This window comes from Sphingomonas sp. 10B4, from assembly GCF_035019905.1.
Taxonomy (GTDB): domain Bacteria; phylum Pseudomonadota; class Alphaproteobacteria; order Sphingomonadales; family Sphingomonadaceae; genus Sphingomonas; species Sphingomonas glacialis.
Map to the genome: position 1 here is coordinate 1 of NZ_JASJVC010000068.1, position 18,397 is coordinate 18,397.

The 18,397-nt window shown below is 64.1% G+C and carries 14 protein-coding genes and 2 pseudogenes; 12 read left to right on the forward strand and 4 right to left on the reverse strand.

What is annotated here, in order from left to right; translation table 11 throughout:
* A partial coding sequence (locus QN347_RS15610) for an ISAs1 family transposase (RefSeq protein WP_323494139.1) occupies positions 1–620 on the forward strand: 620 nt, incomplete at its 5' end.
* A gap of 615 nt (positions 621–1,235) precedes the next feature.
* On the opposite strand, the gene istB is transcribed toward QN347_RS15610, so the two are convergent.
* The 4 genes and pseudogenes from istB to QN347_RS15630 form a co-directional block, all read right to left on the reverse strand.
* Positions 1,236–2,096, reverse strand: a complete 861-nt coding sequence (gene istB, locus QN347_RS15615; RefSeq protein ID WP_322160359.1) for an IS21-like element helper ATPase IstB — start codon at positions 2,094–2,096, stop codon at positions 1,236–1,238.
* A pseudogene (locus QN347_RS15620) lies at positions 2,093–2,311 on the reverse strand (IS21 family transposase); the annotation flags it as partial. The gene istB and the pseudogene QN347_RS15620, both read right to left, overlap by 4 nt.
* Positions 2,312–4,651 (reverse strand): annotated as a pseudogene (locus QN347_RS15625) (transketolase).
* Positions 4,652–4,714: 63 nt separating this feature from the next.
* On the reverse strand, positions 4,715–5,605 hold the full coding sequence (locus tag QN347_RS15630; protein WP_322160360.1) for a LysR substrate-binding domain-containing protein: 891 nt from the start codon (positions 5,603–5,605) through the stop codon (positions 4,715–4,717).
* Between the two features lie 239 nt (positions 5,606–5,844).
* On the opposite strand from QN347_RS15630, the gene QN347_RS15635 reads away from it, so the two are divergent.
* From QN347_RS15635 to QN347_RS15685, 11 genes are all read left to right on the forward strand, one after another.
* On the forward strand, positions 5,845–7,050 hold the full coding sequence (locus QN347_RS15635; protein ID WP_323494140.1) for an aromatic ring-hydroxylating dioxygenase subunit alpha: 1,206 nt from the start codon (positions 5,845–5,847) through the stop codon (positions 7,048–7,050).
* A complete protein-coding gene (locus QN347_RS15640; protein ID WP_322160362.1) occupies positions 7,047–8,306 on the forward strand; it encodes an aminotransferase class I/II-fold pyridoxal phosphate-dependent enzyme in 1,260 nt (419 codons plus the stop codon). The genes QN347_RS15635 and QN347_RS15640 overlap by 4 nt, the downstream gene beginning before the upstream one ends.
* Positions 8,303–9,712 (forward strand): NAD(P)/FAD-dependent oxidoreductase, encoded by a 1,410-nt coding sequence (locus tag QN347_RS15645; RefSeq protein ID WP_322160363.1) that lies wholly within the window; start codon positions 8,303–8,305, stop codon positions 9,710–9,712. The genes QN347_RS15640 and QN347_RS15645 overlap by 4 nt, the downstream gene beginning before the upstream one ends.
* Complete coding sequence (locus tag QN347_RS15650) at positions 9,705–10,853, forward strand: FAD-binding oxidoreductase (protein WP_322160365.1); 1,149 nt, start codon at positions 9,705–9,707, stop codon at positions 10,851–10,853. Before QN347_RS15645 ends, QN347_RS15650 begins: the two co-directional genes overlap by 8 nt.
* Positions 10,850–12,106 carry a sarcosine oxidase subunit beta family protein gene (locus QN347_RS15655; protein WP_322160366.1) on the forward strand — a complete coding sequence of 419 codons (1,257 nt, stop codon included), beginning with the start codon at positions 10,850–10,852 and terminating at the stop codon, positions 12,104–12,106. The genes QN347_RS15650 and QN347_RS15655 overlap by 4 nt, the downstream gene beginning before the upstream one ends.
* Entirely contained in the window at positions 12,106–12,369 is a 264-nt protein-coding gene (locus tag QN347_RS15660) for a sarcosine oxidase subunit delta (protein ID WP_322160367.1), read from the forward strand. Before QN347_RS15655 ends, QN347_RS15660 begins: the two co-directional genes overlap by 1 nt.
* Positions 12,366–15,077 carry a 2Fe-2S iron-sulfur cluster-binding protein gene (locus QN347_RS15665; RefSeq protein WP_322160369.1) on the forward strand — a complete coding sequence of 904 codons (2,712 nt, stop codon included), beginning with the start codon at positions 12,366–12,368 and terminating at the stop codon, positions 15,075–15,077. The genes QN347_RS15660 and QN347_RS15665 overlap by 4 nt, the downstream gene beginning before the upstream one ends.
* A complete protein-coding gene (locus QN347_RS15670; RefSeq protein ID WP_322160370.1) occupies positions 15,070–15,501 on the forward strand; it encodes a sarcosine oxidase subunit gamma in 432 nt (143 codons plus the stop codon). Before QN347_RS15665 ends, QN347_RS15670 begins: the two co-directional genes overlap by 8 nt.
* Positions 15,502–15,535: 34 nt before the next feature.
* Positions 15,536–16,882, forward strand: coding sequence for an MFS transporter (locus QN347_RS15675; RefSeq protein WP_322160372.1), 1,347 nt, complete (start codon positions 15,536–15,538; stop codon positions 16,880–16,882).
* Complete coding sequence (gene purU, locus QN347_RS15680; protein ID WP_322160374.1) at positions 16,882–17,742, forward strand: formyltetrahydrofolate deformylase; 861 nt, start codon at positions 16,882–16,884, stop codon at positions 17,740–17,742. Before QN347_RS15675 ends, purU begins: the two co-directional genes overlap by 1 nt.
* 10 nt (positions 17,743–17,752) lie before the next feature.
* A partial coding sequence (locus tag QN347_RS15685) for a DUF3089 domain-containing protein (RefSeq protein ID WP_323494143.1) occupies positions 17,753–18,397 on the forward strand: 645 nt, incomplete at its 3' end.

Here is an 18,397-nt window from a genome sequence, read left to right on the forward strand (position 1 = left end):
ACGAAATCCCGGCGGTTCAGGATCTGATGACGACACTGGGATTGAGCGGCACCTTCGCGGCGGCGCTGGCAATGGGCAATCATCTGGTCGCTCAGCTCAAGAAGAACCAGCTGACCCTGTTTGAAGCAGCCAGCGCCATCGCCGCCAGCAACGATCCGCAAGATACTGCCTTCACCCGTGAGCTTGCGCGTAACCGTCAAGAGGACCGCACCGTCGATGTCTTCACTGTCGGCGACGCGCTGGCCCGTACCGACTGGCAACCGCTCATCAACACCATCATTCGCGTTGCCAGGCGAACCCTTGTCTTCAACACCGCCACGGGCGAGTGGAAACCGCGAAGCGAGGTGGCCTGGTATGTCTCGTCAGCCTCCGGCCTGGCAGCCAGTGACTGGCAAAAAGTGATCCGGGGCCATTGGGGTATCGAAAACCGCAACCACTATGTCCGCGATGTCTCCTGCGGTGAAGACAAAAGCCGCATCCGAACCAATCCCGGCATCATGGCACGAGCGCGAAGCTGCGCCCTCAATATCCTGCGCCACAACGGCGTCCCCAACATCGCTAAGGCCCTTTGGGACGGCGCTCTCAACCTCAATCTCGTCCTCAATTATAGAGGATTGTAATTAGCGTTGAACAGCCCTGGCAGAAACGCCCATCCGTGATTTTCCAAACGGACTCTAAGACTCAACGACTACGCTGTTCGCTCTGGTTGCAGCGCAAGTCGAATGGTTTGTCACGGAGTGACCATCCTCGACGAGTTTTGGTCCAGAATTAGCACCCATGACAGCCCGATCGATGGAATTTCTGTCCTATCAGGTTCTAAAACCGGCCGACGGACCGCAGAAATCGCATGCGACTGGCCCTGATGAGACGCGATCGATGTCCAATCCACGTAACGCATCAGGGTATACCCATTTGGACGCCGGCAGCATTCCCATAACTCCGTGTGGGTAGCCTAATTTCGAGAAAACGGATTTTGGGAAACGGTAGCCAAGAATTGCGGCATGGGTGCCGGTTTCTCACCAGCCGTTCCAATCGAGACGCTGCGCCCGATCGTGCAATATCTTCACGTGCTGTATTGCGATTAGAATAGCTGCTCGATTCCAGCGAAAATGCCTCGACTGTCAACGCCGGTCGGATTCCAGGCCAGCGGGGCGGAGTAAAAGCAGGCCATTGTTGATGCGGGCATGACGATATGAAGAGGGCCCCGATCGGGGCCCTCTTCATATCGTTGTCAGTCAGGCGGTGGTGACCTCGCCGGTTTGGGGGTCGATGATCTCGGTGGCCTGGTTTTGCTCCGCCCTGGCGGCAGAGCGCCGACGCCCGGCCGACTGCTTCAGCCGATAGCTGTCGCCGTTCATGGTCAGGATGCTGACGTGATGGGTGAGCCAGTCGAGCAGCGCACCGGTGAGCCGCTCGCTGCCCAGCACCTGGGTCCAGTCCTCGAACGGCAGGTTGGAAGTGACGATCGTGGAGCCACGCTCGTACCTTTGGGAGAACACCTCGAACAGCAGTTCGGCACCCGTGGGCGACAGCGGCACATAGCCAAGCTCGTCGATGATCAGCAGCTTCACCGCTGCAAGGTCGCGTTGCATCTTCAGCAGGCGGCGTTCGTCGCGCGCTTCCAGTAGCTGGCTGACCAGCGCGGCCGCGGTCGTGAACGTCACGGTAAAGCCCTTCTGGCAGGCGGCCAAGCCGAGGGCGAGCGCAACATGCGTCTTGCCCGTGCCGCTGTTGCCCAGCGCGATGATGTTCTCGCGCCGCAGGACATACTCGCAGCGGGCAAGCTCCAGCACGAGCATCTTGTTGAGGCTCGGGATCGCGGTAAACTCGAACGTGTCGAAGCTCTTCACCGCCGGGAACCGTGCCGCCCGGATACGCCGTTCGATCGTGCGCCGTTCACGGTCGATCAGCTCGAGCTCGATGAGTCGCAGCAGATAGCGCGGATGGTCGGTGCCATCGCGCGCGCACTCGCGGGCCACCTTGTCATACTCGCGCAGCACGGTGGGCAGCTTCAACTGCTTGAGGTGATGGGCCAGCAGCACCTGCGGCGTGCCGCTCATCGTGCCCACCGGCATCGTATCGGGTACGCCGCTCATGCCGCCAGCACCGCGTAGTCGGCGGCCGAGGTCGTCTTTACCGCCGTTCGCGGCAGGTGCGGATAGGCCGCCAGGTCGAGCCGGGCGGGTCGCCGCTCGATGCGCGCCAGCGCGATCAGCTTGATCGCATCGAACCCGACCGCGCCGATCTGGATCGCCTCGGTTACAGCACCCGTGACGATGTCGAGCGGCAGCGCCTCCAGCAGGCGCAGCACCTAGAGGCAGACCTCCGCCACGGCATCGATGATCGCCTCAGCATCGAGCCGGTACGCGCGGAACAGGTCGGGCAGATCGCCGGTCTGACCGAAACGATCGGTGCCGAGCGGGCTGACCCGCATCCCGCGCACCCCGCCCAGCCAGGAAAGCGTCGAGGGTGCTCCATCAATGACCGTTACCAGCTTCGCATCCGGTGCAAGAGCCTCCAGCAACGCGTCTGCGTGGCTTGATGCCGTAGCCCCTGTCCAGCGTCCGGCCTGCTTCGCCGACCAGCCGCGATGCAGCAGATCGGGCGACGTCACCATCAGCAGCCCCAGCCCCGGCAGATCATCCACCAGTTGCGCCGCTGCCTCCAGCACCTCGGGTGTCACCGCGCCGGTAAAGGCGATGGCGACATCCGCGGCCCCGGTCGGGCGCTTGAGCCAATAGCCACCGGCCAGTGCATCGGCCTGCCAACCGTCATCAGCGCGCTCGATCTTATCGATGACACGAGTCGTCAGTCGAAGATAGACTGAGCCGCCGATATCGGCCTGCATATGCACAAACGCCCAGCCCATGATGAGCGCGAGTTCGTCGGCAAAGGCCGGTTCGAAATAGGTCAGCCCCGGCTGACCAATGCCGATGAGCGGGGAGTTGATGGACTGATGTGCTCCGCCCTCCGGCCCGAGCGTTAGGCCCGCAGGCGTCGCCACCAGCAAAAAGCGCGCATCTTGGTAACAAGCGTAATTGAGCGCATCGAGGCCGCGTGCAATGAATGGGTCGTAGACGGTGCCGATCGGCATCAGTCGGGTCCCGAACAACGGTGCGGCAAGGCCGAGCGCCGCCAGCATCAGAAACAGATTATTCTCGGCGATCCCCAGTTCGATATGCTGGCCAGCCCCGTGCCCGGCCCATTTCTGAGTGCTGGGAATGCGCGCGGCGGAGAAGACGTCCTTCAGTTCCTGCCGCCGGAACAGCCCCCGCTGGTTCACGAACGCGCCGAGATTGGTCGAGACGGTTACGTCGGGCGAGGTCGTCACGATGCGATCCGCTAGCGGATGGCCGGACTTGGCTAGATCCAGAAGAATGCGGCCGAAAGCCGCCTGAGTAGAGAGTTCCGCTCCGTCCGGCACCGGCAAGCGCGCGGGCATCGGAACGGGCGCGGCGGCGCTCGCGGTGCGCGTCTTTGTCAGAGCGCTCGCCTCCACCAGAGCCTTGGCCGAAGCCGCAGCATTGTCACCCATCCCACCGTAAGGTGCCCATTCTTGCCCTTCGGCAATCCCGAGATCGGCGCGCAGCCCCTCGATCTGTGTCGGGTTCATCAGGCCGGCATGATTGTCCTTATGCCCTGCGAACGGCAGGCCGTACCCCTTCACGGTATAGGCGATGAACAGCGTCGGCTTATCATCGTCGCATCGCGCGAAGGCCTCCAACAGCGTTGCGATGCAATGCCCGCCAAGATTGGTCATCACTGCGGCGAGTGCCGCATCGTCGTGCGCGGCAATCAGCGCCAGCGCTTCGGTATTACCCGCCAGATCGGCCTTGAGGCGCGCGCGCCATGCAGGGCCGCCTTGATAGGTCAAAACCGCAAATTCGGCATTCGGACACTCGTCGATCCAATCGGCGATCGCTTGCCCGCCTGGCTTGGCGAACACCTCGCGCTGCTTGCGACCATGCTTCAGCGTCTCGACCCGCCAGCCACATGTCTCGAAAATATCATCGAAACGTCGGAACATGCGGTCCGCAGTCGTACTCTCGAGCGACTGGCGGTTGTAATCGACGATCCACCAGCAATTACGGATGTCGTGCTTGTACGCCTCGATCAGGCATTCGTAGATGTTGCCCTCGTCCAGCTCGGCATCACCCATCAGCGCGATCATCCGGCCCGCATCCGCCTCAACTATTTCGCCATGCGCGATGAGATAGTCCTGAATCAGGCTGGCAAAAGCGGTGATCGCTACCCCCAGCCCGACCGAACCGGTCGAGAAATCCACAGGGATCGAATCCTTGGTCCGGCTCGGATAGCTTTGTGCCCCGCCATAGCCGCGATAGCGTTGCAGCGCCTCGAGCTATTGCTGGCCGAGCAGGTAATGGATTGCATGCAGCACCGGCCCGGCATGGGGCTTCACCGCGACCTTGTCCTGCGGGCGCAGCGCGCCAAAATAGAGCGCCGTCATGATCGCGGTGATCGACGCGCAGCTCGCCTGATGCCCGCCGACCTTCAGCCCGTCGCGACTCTCCCGCAAGTGATTTGCATTGTGGATCGTCCAGGACGACAGCCAGCGCAGCCGCGTCTCGATCGTCTCCAGCACGGCGACGTTTTCCGGATCGGGCCGGCGTTCGGGGGAAAGCGTGGTCATGTCCATGCGTCCGAGCATATCCGATTGGTGGCGATGCGCGACGCCAATCTGGTCATGGGGTCATCACGCTGCGACGCGCTCTTCCTCGCGCGCGGCGAACCGAGCGATCAACCAGGAGCGTACCAGGCTGATCGTCGGGTCGGCAAGATCCTCGGGCCGCAGTTTGAGGTAATAGCCGAAGCCATCGTCACTCACCGTGTCATAAGGCACGACAAGCCGGCCGGTCGCGATTTCGGGCGCGAACATGTCGATGTCGTTGAGCGCCACTCCGCTCCCCGCCATCGCGTAACCGACGGCGAGCGACGCGGTGTCGAACGCCAGCCCCCGGTCGACGTCGAGTGCAATTCGTGTCTGGCGCGCATAGAGGCTCCACAAAAGACCTCGCGGCTCTCCGTCGAGCTTGACGTGAAGCAGGTCGGTATCGGCGAGAAACTGCTCGAGCGACTTGCCCGTACTGCGCTTCGCCGTTTCGGGTGAACACAGCGGGGCGACACGCACCATCCACAACAGATCGGTCACGCGGTCGTCGATATTGGGCCGGTCGAACACGATCGCCATGTCGGTCTCGCGCGCCGGCAGGCCGGTGACACCGGAACTCGAAATGTCGATGCGGATATCAGGGTGCTCGACATGGAACGCCTGGATCATCGGCATCACGACATGCTGGAGTAAGGATGGCGGGATGTGCAATCGGATCGGGCGGCTGGCATTGGGGTTGGAACAGATCGCGTTCATCGTCTGCTCGAGCCGATCGAACGATTTGCTCACCTCAGGCAGCAGAGCCAGGCCCGCCGCTGTCAGCGCCAGCGTCTGGCCCGAGCGGTCGAACAGTTTGTGACCGAGCAATTCCTCCAGGCTGATGACATGTCGGCTCACCGCACTTTGTGAGACGTTGAGCGCCTGCGCGCCTGCGGTGAAGCTCAGCCGCTGTCCCACCGCATCGAACGCTCGCAATGCGTTGAGCGGTAACCAGCGTCTGTTGACAGGCGACGTGCGTGCTATGGAAGCCCCCCTTCAGAACTGCGAGCTCATGCTCTTTTCCGATACCAAGCGCGTTTTTTCTCCTGATGCAACGGGCCGTGCGGCCGGTCTGCCGCGCTTTCAGCTTTTGGCATGTCGTCATGCACAAATGCGATTTTCACTCCACCTGCCCGGCATGTCACTCACGTGCACGAGCAATTGGAGATCACGCTTTGGACCTGGGGGACATTTCGGCGCTATTGCGTGCACGCCCGGCCGGCCACTCGCTTCCACAGGGCCTGTATACCGGCGCCGCGGCGTTCGAATTCGACCTGGCTGCGATCTTCGGCAATTCCTGGTTGTTCGCGGGCTTCGAAGCGGAGATCAAGAAGCCAGGTGATTACTTATCCTTCATGGTCGGGCGCTGGCCCGTCATCATCCTGCACGGTCGCGACGGGGAGTTGCGCGCGTTCCATAACAGCTGCCGCCACCGAGGCTCGATCCTGTGCAAGCCGGGCGAAGGCCATGTCACCCGCCTCGTGTGCCCCTATCATAGCTGGACATACGGGCTGGACGGCCGCTTGCTCGCCGCGAGCCGGATGCCGGAGGATTTCCAGAAGAACGAGCACGGCCTGAAGCCGGTGCATCTCGAACGGATCGCCGGCGCGATCTTCATCTGCCTTGCCGGTACGCCACCCGACATTTCCGTGATGCGGAGCGATCTGACACCGCTGCTTGCGCCGCACGATCTGCAGCATGCAAAGCTCGCCTATCAATCCACCCTGGTCGAAAACGCCAATTGGAAGCTGGTGATGGAGAATGGCCGTGAATGCTATCATTGCGCTTCCGGCCATCCGGAACTCTCGGCCTCCTTCCCGATCAACGCTTCGGCCTATTTCGATTTCGAGGATGACACCGCCGCGCGCTACGAAGCGCGCATGGCCGATCTCGGCATTCCGATCGGTCCGGCCGGCGAGGACTGGTGGCAGGCGGTGCGCTTCCCGCTGAACGACGGCACTGTCGCGATGAGCACCAGCGGGCAGTTCAGCGTAAACACGCTGATGTGCGACCTTGGCGGCGGCAATACCGGATCACTGCGCTGGGCGATCGAGCCGAACAATTTCTGCCATTCGACCAGCGAATATACCTTTGCCTTTACCGCTATCCCGGTCTCGCCGACCGAAACCCATGTCGTATCCAAATGGCTAGTGCATGAGGATGCGGTTGAGGGGGTCGATTACGATCTGGATACGCTGACGCATCTGTGGACGCAGACCAATCTGCAGGACAAGGAATTCGCCGAGAACAACCAGTTGGGCGTAAATTCGCCGGGGTACACGCCAGGTCCGTATAGCCCCGCTGCGGAATCGCTGACGCTGCGCTTTGTCGATTGGTATTGCGCCAAGGCCGCGACCTATCTAGAGCAGTTTGAGGCATGACGGCCGAGGACGTGCCGAACTGGCAGGCCGAAACTCTTGCCGTCCGCGCCGGATACGATCCCGCCAGCGCGGGCAATTCCGCCAAGCCGCCGATCTATATGACCTCGACCTTTGCCTACGCCTCGGCGCGACAGGCAAAGGCGATTCACGAGGCGTATTTTGACGGCACCGGCCCGGAAGTCGGGCGGCCGGGACACATCTATTCGCGGCTTGGCCATCCAGGGCTCGACATGGTCGAGGCGCGGCTCGCGGCGCTCGACGGGGCCGAGGGTGCGGCGGTGTTCAACTCCGGCATGGCCACGCATACCGCTATCGCCATCGCCCATGTACGGCCCGGTGACAGTGTGGTGTTCAGCCGCCCGATCTATGGTGGGACGAACGGACTCTACACCGGACTGATGCCCGAATTCGGCGTCGGCCATGCCGAATTCTGCGATGGCTGCGACCGTGCGAGTATCCAGACCGCGGTGGACGAGGCGCTGGCGCAGGGCCCGCTCAAGCTGATCGTGATTGAGACGCCCGCCAACCCCACCGCCGCGATCGTCGACATCGCCCTGGTGGTGCAGATCGCCGCTACAGTCGGCGCGCAAACCGGCCTGCGACCGCTGGTGGTGGTGGACAATACACTGCTCGGCCCACTGATGCAGCGCCCGATCGAACTCGGCGCGGACCTGTGTATGACCAGCCTCACCAAATATTGCGGCGGGCATAGCGATCTGCTGGCAGGGGGCGTCTCGGGCAAGGAAAAGCTCATCGCCCCGCTCCGATTGCTGCGCACGACGCTTGGCAGCCATCTCGATCCTTATACGAGCTGGCTAATGCTGCGCTCGATGGAGACGGTGCATCTGCGAGTCGAACGCGCGATGACCAATGCACGCACGGTCGCGGAATTCCTACAGGATCATCCCAAGGTCGCGGGCATCACCTATCTCGGCTTCCTCGTCCAAGGCACCCCGCAACGCGCGGTGTACGACCGCCAGTGCAAAGCGGCGGGTTCGACCTTCTCCTTCGCGGTGGTCGGTGGCGAGGCGGAGGCGTTCCGCTTTCTCGACCGGTTACGGTTGCTGCGCTTCGCGGTGAGCCTGGGCGGATCGGAAACGCTCATCACCCACCCCGCGACGACGACCCATTATGCGATCTCGCAGCAAGAACGGGCGGCGGGCGGCATCACCGATGCGACGCTGCGCCTTTCGGTCGGGATCGAGCATATCGATGATCTGCTGGCGGATCTGGCACAGGCGCTGGCCGCGGTATGATCGACATCCACGCCATCGACGGGAAAATTGCTGCACCCGATACCCGTTTCGACGTCGTCGTTGTCGGCGCCGGCGCATCCGGTACAGCCGCTGCGATTGCGGCAGCGAAGGGCGGAGCGTCGGTACTGCTACTGGATGAAAATCCCGTTCCCGGCGCGCTGATCGGCACCGACGTGCCGTATTTCTTCGGTGGCCGGATGACGGCGGCGGTGCAGCACCCGCAACGGATGCTTGAGCAGGTATTCGCCAGCAATCCGCTGCTCGCAGCGGCGTTCGAGGCGGGCGTGGACGTGCGGCTCGGCACTTGCGCCTGGGGGCTTTACGTCAATGGCCCAGCGATGCGCGCCTTGCCCGAGCCGCTGCTCGCCATTGCCGATGGCCAAACGGCGGCGATGATCGGATTCGGTCGGCTGGTGCTCGCGACCGGCGCACGCGATCTGGTGCTCGGCTTCAACGGCTGGAACCAGCCTGGCGTGATGGGCGCGCAAGGGTTCGCCGCGTTGCTGACCCGTTACGATGCGCTGGCGAGCCGGCGCGTGGTGATCCTCGGCTCCAATATGCTCGCGTTGGATACCGCGCTGCTGGCCGTGTCGCGCGGAATCGAAGTGGCGGCGTTGGTTGAGGTCGCGGCGGTGGTACAAGGTCCGGCTGCGCTGTTGGAACAGGTGCAGGCAGCGGGCATATCGGTGCTCCTCGGACACACGGTGGCGGAAGCGCGCGGCGGGATTGACGGCGTCGAGAGCATCATTCTCTTGTCAGAACACGAAGCGCCGACCGAAATTGCCTGCGACACGATCGTTCTGGCGATCGGCGCGACTGCCGCAACGGAACTGCTCGACGCAGCCGGGACCACAGCCGGCGACGCCATCATCCTGATTGGCGATGCCGCTACCGTGACGCGCCCCGAAGCCGCTTATCTGCGAGCGTGGTCCGCCGCGCTCGGCCGCGGCGCGACGTCCAATACTGTCGTGTGCCAGTGCGAGGACGTGACCCGCGCCGATTTGCTTGGCGTGCAGCCACCGCAATATCTCACACGGCCCGAAAAGATGGCACAGCGTTCGCTCTCCTCGCTGCTCAACGATGGTCCGGCACACCCCGACCAGATCAAGCGCCTTACCCGCGCCGGCATGGGCCCGTGTCAGGGTCGCCGTTGCCGTGATCAGGTCGCGTGCCTGCTCGCCGAGCATCAGAAGGTGCCGCTCGAATCAGTGCCCATCGCCAGCTTTCGGGCGCCGGTACGCCCCGTTCAACTTTCCATCCTCGCCGATTGGCAGGAAAACGACGCCATGGCGCGCGGCTGGGATGTGTGGTTCGGCATTCCGACGCAGTGGACGCCTTATGCCGTGATCGGTACTCCGCAAGAGGCAGAGCATGTCGTTGGCCTCGGCGGCAACATGCATGTTTGAGGTCGCCCCTCCGAAGGGCGCATCCGTTGTCGTGATCGGCGCGGGCGTGACCGGCCTGTCCGCCGCATGGTGGCTCGCGCGCTCCGGGCTCGATGTCGTGGCGATCGACAAAGGCATCGTCGGCTGGGAAGCTTCGGGCCGGAACGGCGGCGGCGCATCGCATTACCAAAGCCCGCTCTTCGCCGAAGAGCAGCGGATGTGGCCGCAGATGGACGATCTGCTCGGATACCCGACCGAATATGTCCGCGAGCGCATCATCATCCAGCGAGACCCCGAACTGCTCGATCATTACCGTGCAGTCGGGCGGATGTGCAGCGCGATGGGATATCGGGTCGATGATCTGGACGCGAAGCAGGCGCAGGAGATGGTACCGCTGACCGATGCAACCTGCCTCGGCGGCATCCATCTACGCTTCGGCGGGCATGCCAATCCACAGCGCACGGTGCAGGCCTATGCCTGGGCACTGCAGGATCTGGGCGGGCGCATCTTGCAGCATTGCCCTGCCCTTTCGGTCGAGACCGCCGGCGGCAAAGTCGTGGCGGTGCACACGCCGCGCGGGCGGATCGCGTGCGATGCCCTGGTCGTCGCGGCCGGACCGCAAACACAGGCACTACTCGCCCCGATCGGCATTCACGTCCCGCTCGCGGCAGCACGCGCAGAGATGATCGTGACCGAACCCGCCCCCCTGATGAAGATCGGTGGCGTCGACGGCAATGGGCTGTACGGACGGCAGACCCTGCGCGGTAATCTCGCCTTCGGGGGCGGACCGCATGAGTGGATTTCCACTGCGCCCGAAGGTCCGCAGTGCCGCCCCGCCTCGCCGCTGGTGCGCAACCTCGCACGCCGCGTAGCGGAGATGTTCCCGAAGGCCGCGAACCTCAACGTCATCCGCTCCTGGGCCGGCGTGATCGAGAACACGCCCGATGGCCGCCCGATCCTCGACCGGCCGAGCGACCCGGGCAACCTGACCGTCGCGACCATGTCCGGCGTTGGCTTCGGACTTTCTCCCGCAAGCGGCCATGCGATCCGAGACCTCGTCATCGAGGGCACGTGCTCCTTCGCAGAGATCGGCAAGTTCGGTCTCACCCGGTTCGAGGGTCTGGAACCCGATTGGCGCGAGCATCGCGGGTGGGCGGCGTGAAGCGCTATTCCGCACTCGCATTGCTGAAAGCCGGGCTAACCGGACAACGCGGGTGGGACCGTGCGTGGCGCGACCCGGAACCGCAGAAGCAGTACGACGTCATCATCATCGGCGGTGGCGGGCATGGGCTTTCCACCGCTTACTACCTTGCCAAGGTGCACGGCATCCGTCGCGTCGCGGTGCTGGAAAAAGGCTGGATCGGCGGCGGCAATACGGGGCGCAACACAACGATCGTGCGCTCCAACTACCGTCAGAAGCCGCTGCACGACCTTTTCGATTTCGCGCTCAACCTGTGGGAGGGGATGAGCGACGACCTCAATTACAACGTGATGTTTTCCCCGCGCGGCGCGCTGTTCCTCGGTCATTCGGACAGCGACATGACGATGCTGGCGCAGCGCGGCGATGCCTTGCGGTGCGACGGGATCGACGCGGATCTGCTGAGCCGCGAACAGGTGCGCAAACTGGTGCCGTTGCTGGACATGTCGGAGCACGCCCGTTTCCCGGTCCATGGCGGCATGATCCAGAAGCGTGGCGGCACGGCGCGGCACGATGCCGTCGCTTGGGGCTATGCCCGCGCCGCCGATGCGCTGGGCGTCGACGTCATCCAGAATTGCGAGGTCACCGGCTTCACCATGGAAGGCGGCCGCATCACCGGCGTGCAAACGACGCGCGGGGCGATCGGCGCGGGCCGGGTCGGCATTTGCGTCGCGGGCAATAGCGGACCGGTCGCGGCGCTGGCCGGTCTAAAACTACCGATCGAGGCGCAGACGCTACAGGCATTCGTGACCGAGCCGGTCAAGCCGATGATCGACACCGTGGTGATGTCGCAATCGCTCCATTGCTACATCAGCCAGTCGGACAAAGGCGGCATCGTGCTCGGGGGCGACCCGGACCAGTTCCCCAGCTATGCCCAGCGTGGCCTGCCCGTGCGGGTCGAGAAGGCGGCCGCCGAAGCCATCGCGCTGGTTCCCGCCCTTTCCCGATTGCGGATGGTGCGATGCTGGGCGGGCACGACCGACATGAGCTTCGACGGATCACCGATCATCTCCGCTTTGCCGGTGGATGGGCTCTATCTCAATGGCGGGTGGTGCTATGGCGGGTTCAAAGCGACGCCGGGATCGGGCTGGTGCTACGCGCATCTGCTGGCGTCCGGCGAGAGTCATAGTCTCGCCAAGCCCTTTGCCTTCGACCGGTTCGAGCGCGGCGCGACCATCGACGAAGCGGGGGTCGGCTTCATGCCGCACTTGCGCTGATGATGCAGATCGATTGCCCACATTGCGGCCCGCGTGCGCAAGTCGAGTTCAAATATGAGCGCACGCTGGATTCGGTGGTGACATTGAACATGTCCGCCCAAGAGGCGGTTCAACGCCTCTACGCCCGCGCTAATCCGCGCGGGGAGGATGATGAACTCTGGCGGCACGGCTTCGGCTGTCGGCAATGGCTGGTGTTGCGGCGCCACCGGGTTACGCATGAGATCGGATCCGTCACGGCATTTGATCCGGCGGTGCATCTGTGAGCGGTCCCGCGCGCATCGCGGGCGGCGCGGAGGCTACGCTGCCCTTCACCTTCGACGGTGTGGAATATCGCGCGCGGGCCGGCGATACGTTGGCAGCGGCTTTGCTCGCGAACGGCGTAGGCCTCGTCGCGCGGAGCTTCAAATATCATCGCCCGCGCGGGATCCTGGCGGCGGGTGTCGAGGAATCGAACGCCCTCGTCACGGTCGGCGAAGGTGGGCGCACCGAGCCGAATACGCGTGCTACCGACCTTTACGTCTATGATGGCCTTGTCGCGCGGAGCCAAAATCGCTGGCCGAACCTGACCTTCGACGTCGGGGCCGTGAACGGGCTGGCGGCACGCTTCCTGACGGCGGGCTTCTATTACAAGACCTTTTTCGGGCCGCCTTCGCGCTGGATGGTCTATGAACGCTTCATCCGTCGCGCCGCTGGATTGGGCGCCGCCCCGACCGAGATCGATCCCGATCGCTACGAGCATCGCGCCGCCTTCTGCGACGTTCTGGTAGTGGGGGGCGGTGCGGCTGGTATCGTCGCCGCTCGCGACGCCTTGGCGGCAGGTGAGCGCGTATTGCTGGTTGAGCAGGATCGCAAGATTACCGGCCCGGTCGAAGGCGCGCACATCCTCACGCGCACCACCGCATCGGGCATATGGGACCACGGCTTTGTCACGCTGGCCGAGCGACTGGTCGAGCCGGGCGAGCCCCCCGCCCCAGGCACTCCTGTGCAACGCATCTGGCATGTCCGTGCCAAGCGTATCGTGCTGGCTACCGGCGCGATCGAGCGGCCGCTGACTTTTGCCGGGAACGACCGCCCCGGGGTCATGCTATCGCAGGCGGTGCGGACCTATATCGCGCGCCACGCCGTGCTGCCAGGCCAGCGCGTGGTAATCGCGACCAACAACGATGACGCCTACGCGACGGCCGCGGCGGTTGCCGCGGCGGGTGGCGACGTCGTCGCCATCCTCGATAGCCGCGCGACCGCGCCTGCTGCCCGCTTCCCGGTTTTCACCGAAGCCGTGCCGTTCTCGACCACGGGCCGCAAGCACCACCTCGCTTCTGTCGCGGCGCGGATCGGCGGCACGATCCGCCACTTCGACGCCGACGTGCTCGCCATGTCGGGCGGCTTCACACCTGTGGTGCATCTCCACAGCCAGGCCGGCGGCAAGCTCGACTGGCGCGAGGATGTGCAGGCATTCGTTCCCGGCGCTTCGCGGCAGGCGGTCACCAGCGTGGGCGCAGCCGCCGGAGACGTGGCTCCCATTGCGCCCATGCCCGCCGACCTGCCCGATCCCAAGCACAGCTTCATCGACTTCCAGAACGACGTGACCGCCGCCGACGTCGATCTGGCGTGGCAGGAAGGCTACCGCTCGGTCGAGCATCTCAAACGCTATACGACGCTCGGCATGGCGACCGATCAGGGCAAGACGAGCAACATGGCTGCTCTCGCGCGCCTCGCGGGCGCGGCGGGCGTGACCATCCCCGAAGCGGGCCTTACCACCTTCCGCGCGCCGTTCACGCCGCTGACACTGGGCGCGATGGCGGGCGCGGATGGTGGCGGTCATGCCGCGCCATCGCGGCGGCTTGCCTTGTACACTCAGCATCAGCGGCTCGCCCCACTGTGGCAACCGCTCGGTTACTGGCACCGCCCGCGTGCCTATCCGGTGAAGGACGAGACGCTGCATCAAGCCGCGATGCGCGAGGCGCGCGCGGTTCGCACCGCCGCCGGCATCGTAGACGTGTCCACGCTGGCGAAGTTCTCGGTCACCGGGCCGGATGCCGCAGCATTTCTAGAAATCGTCTGCGCAACGGGCGTAGCCAAGCTCGCGGTCGGGCGCGGGCGCTACACTTTCATGCTGCGCGAGGACGGCATGGTGATGGACGACGGCACCGTCTGGCGGATCGAGGAACAGCGCTATCTCCTGACCAGTTCGACCGGTGGTGCGGACCGGATGGAGTCGCACCTCAGCTATGCGCGCGCTGTGCTGGCGCCGCATCTGAAAGTTTCGGTCGTCGCGCAGCAGGAGCATCTCGCAGGCATCGCGCTGGCGGGGCCGCTAGCGCGCGAAATCCTTACCGACCTTACCGGGCTGGAGATGCCCGCGCATATGGGCATCACCCACGGTGCGATCGCGGGGTTGCCGGTCCTGATCCTGGCAGCGAGCTATAGCGGCGAGCGGGCGTTCGAAATCTATGCGACCGGACATGCGGCAGGCCCGGTCTGGGACGCGCTGGAGGCGTCCACGCGCAAACATGGCGGCTGTCCTTACGGTCTGGAAGCGCTCGAATTTCTGCGTATCGAGAAAGGCCACATCGTGATCGGCGCGGAGGCGGACGGTCGCACCACGCCGCACGATCTGCAACTGGAAAAGATGGTGCGCAAGAACGGCGGTTTTATAGGCGCTTCGGGTCTGCACCGCATGGCATTATCGGCCGAAAATCGAGTGCAGTTGATCGGCCTGACCAGCGAGACGCCCATCCCCGAAGGCGCAATGCTCATCGCCGCCGAAGGTGCGCCAGTCCAAGGTCATGTCACATCCGCCACTGGTCGCGTGATTGGCACCGGCGCGGTCGCGCTCGGTCTGCTCGCCGGCGGGCGGGCGCGGATCGGGGAAACGTTGCTCGCCGCCTCGCCCACCCGCGGGCGATCGGCGCGTGTACTCGTGACCACACCGGTTTTCTACGACACCGAAGGAACGCGTTATCGTGACTGACGCGCCTGTCTCGTTCACGATCGCCGCTGCAGACGATGTCGTCGTGCTGGATCTGTGGGAGGGCACTCTGCCTGCCTTCCCGCCAGCGATCCGCGCCTTGCAGGTCGAACCGTGCCGCTGGTGGCTGATCGGTGCCGGGACCGATGCCATCGACCTCGCCGGAAGCGGCGCGCTCGCGCCGGTCGGCGGCGGGCTGATGCGAGCGACGTTCACCGGCGCAGGCTGGCGCTGGTTGCTCTCGGTCAGCGGTTGGCTCGACACCGAAAGCCCCGTTTTGGCTCCCGGCCACATCGCAGCCAGCACGATCCACCACGTACCGGTCTGGATCGCACCAGCTGGCGACGAATCCTGCGAGGTATATCTGCCCGGCAGTTACACAGCCAGTCTGGAAGATCTGTGGAACCATGCGATCGGCACGCCATGAGGCTGGGGTTATAAGAAAAATTGGGGGGCACACGATGACATCTGGCACACCGAACCTGGCCCAGCCGGAGCTTGCCCAACCAGCACTGGCAAGGGCGCGCTGGTACGTCGTGATCGTCCTTGGGCTGGTCTATGCGCTGAACATCGCCGACCGTTATGTCGTGTCGACTGTGCTGGAACCGATCCGCAAGGAATTCCATCTTTCCGATACCGGTGTTGCCTGGCTGACCGGGGTGGCGCTCGCATTCTTTTACATCTCGGTCGGGTTGCCGATCGCGAAAGTCGCGGACCGCGCAAACCGCCGCAACATCGTGGCGGGTGCGATGATCGTTTGGTCGGCCATGACCGCGTTGCTCGGTCTCACACAAAATTACTGGCAGTTCCTCGTCGCGCGGATCGGCGTCGGCATCGGCGAGGCAGGCGGGACGCCGCCCTCCACCTCGATCATCGCCGACAATTTTCCGCGTGGACGGCGCGCATTCGTTCTCACCATCTATGCGCTGGGCTTGCCGCTAGGCGCCTGGCTCGGCTCGACCGTAGCGGGCTGGGTGGTCGACTATTTCCACAGTTGGCGCGCGGCGTTCATCGCACTCGGCATTCCCGGTGTCATCTTCGGCATTCTCATTCTGCTGACCGTGCGCGAACCGGTGCGCGGGCGATTCGAATATATAAACGAGAGCAGCGCCCCCGCCGCGACCTTCCTGGAGACGTGCAACTTCCTGTGGACGCAAAGGTCGGCCTGGCACATCAACGCCGCAGGTACCGTGATCTGCCTGTGGGGCTGGGGTCTGTTGTGGTGGACGCAAACCTATTTCGAGCGCGAATACGGCCTGACCACCGCGCAGGCGGGCGAGCGGCTCGGCACCATTTATTTCTGGGCAGGCAGCGGCGCGACGATCGCGACCGGGCTGATCCTCGCCCATCCCTCGATGCAGGATCCCAAGCGCGCGGCATGGATGCTCGCCGTGCTGGTGACGTTCTCCACCATCCCGTCGTTCATCGCCTATCATACCCACTCGCTCGGCGTGGCGACGGCGATGTTGTGGCTCGTGGTGCCGACCGCTTATCTCTATGTCGGGCCAACCATGGCGCTGCTGCTCAACTTCTTGCCGCCCTCGATGCGCGCTCAGGGCATGGCGATCAGCCTGCTCACCGCAAACGTTGCCAATTTGATCATCGCGCCAAGCATCGTCGGCTGGATCAGCGACGCGCTTGCGGGCCGGATGGGCAATGCGGAATCGCTGCGCTACGCGCTTATGGCACTGTCGCTCACCGGCTTCTGGGCCGCCTACCATTATTGGACGAGCGTCCGATCTTATACCGCCGATGATGCGCGCGTGCGCAACTTCGGCAAGCCCGACGCCACGATCACGGAGCCTTGATGCCAACCCAATCCTTCATCCTGACACTGTCCTGTCAGGACCGTTCCGGTATCGTAGCTGCGGTCTCAGCGCACATCTTCGTGTGTCATGGCAACATCACCGATTCGAGCCAATATAACGATGCGGATTCGGGCGGCTTCTTCATGCGCACTGCCTTCGCCATACCCGAACATGCCGATGCAGGCGTGCTGCGCTCCGGCTTCGAAAGCCTCGCAACGCGCTACGGCATGACGCTCACGCTGCGCCCGGCGGCCGAACGGCAGAAGGTACTGATCCTCGTCTCGAAGTTCGACCATTGCCTGGTCGATCTGCTCTACCGCCGAAGGATCGGCGAGTTGGACATGGATGTGGTGGGTATTATCTCCAACCATCCGATCGAGGCGTTCGGCGCGCTCGATCTGGCGGGCATCCCCTTCCATCACTTGCCGATCACGCCTGCGACCAAGGCACAACAGGAGGCGCGGATCTGGGAAATCCACCAATCGACCAACACCGATCTCGTCGTGCTGGCGCGCTACATGCAGATCTTGTCGGATGACCTTTCGGCGAAGTTCGAGCATCGCTGCATCAACATCCACCACAGCTTCCTGCCCGGTTTCAAGGGCGCCAAGCCATACCATCAGGCCCATCGGCGCGGTGTAAAAGTGATCGGCGCGACGGCGCATTACGTGACCGGCGATCTCGATGAAGGGCCGATCATCGAGCAGGACGTCGAGCGCATCAGCCATGCCGACAGCGCGGACGATCTCGTTCGCAAGGGCCGCGATATCGAGCGACGGGTGCTGTCACGTGCGGTGGGTCTTCACCTGAGTGGGCGCGTACTTGCCAATGGCGCGCGGACCATCGTCTTCCGCGATTGAGGGAGCGACCATGAGCGCCTTGCTGATCCTTGCCGCTATCGTTGCAGGCCCAACAGATGCGCCGAACACCTATCGCCAGCCCGAGACATGGCTGTGCCGGCCGGGCCATTCCGATCTGTGCGGCAGCGATCTCGCCGCGACGGTGGTGACGCCGGACGGCGCGATGCGGGTCGAACCGGCCAGGCGCGCCGCGACGCCCAAAGCCGATTGCTTCTACCTCTACCCCACCACCTCGATGGATCCCGCCCCGCATAGCGACATGATCGCGGGCGACGCCGAGCGCGGGATGGTCGTGTCGCAGGCGGCACCCTTACGGAGCGCGTGTCGCGTGTTCGCGCCGCTCTACCGCCAGGTGACGCTGCCCGCGCTACGTCTGGCGATGAGCAAGGGGACGAAGCTGACGGCAGCGGATTTCGCGCTCCCCTATGCCGATGTGCTGGCGGCGTGGCGCGACTATCTGGTGCATGACAATCATGGCCGGCCATTCGTGCTGGTCGGCCATAGCCAGGGTTCGGCGATGCTTAAGCAATTGCTGGCGGATGAGATCGACGGCAAGCCGATCGCGCGGCAGATGCTCTCTGAACCGTCCCGGGTTTCTCGGAGGCTTCTACTTGTGAGAAGGAGCTACCATGAGCAAGACGACGAACAAGTTTTC

Excerpts from the sequence above, each read along its gene's own strand:
- QN347_RS15645 (WP_322160363.1), top strand. The coding sequence starts at position 8,303 with ATGATCGACATCCACGCCATCGACGGGAAAATTGCTGCACCCGATACC.
- QN347_RS15660 (WP_322160367.1), top strand. The coding sequence starts at position 12,106 with ATGATGCAGATCGATTGCCCACATTGCGGCCCGCGTGCGCAAGTCGAG.
- QN347_RS15675 (WP_322160372.1), top strand. The coding sequence starts at position 15,536 with ATGACATCTGGCACACCGAACCTGGCCCAGCCGGAGCTTGCCCAACCA.
- QN347_RS15650 (WP_322160365.1), top strand. The coding sequence starts at position 9,705 with ATGTTTGAGGTCGCCCCTCCGAAGGGCGCATCCGTTGTCGTGATCGGC.
- istB (WP_322160359.1), bottom strand. The coding sequence starts at position 2,096 with ATGAGCGGCGTACCCGATACGATGCCGGTGGGCACGATGAGCGGCACG.
- QN347_RS15640 (WP_322160362.1), top strand. The coding sequence starts at position 7,047 with ATGACGGCCGAGGACGTGCCGAACTGGCAGGCCGAAACTCTTGCCGTC.
- purU (WP_322160374.1), top strand. The coding sequence starts at position 16,882 with ATGCCAACCCAATCCTTCATCCTGACACTGTCCTGTCAGGACCGTTCC.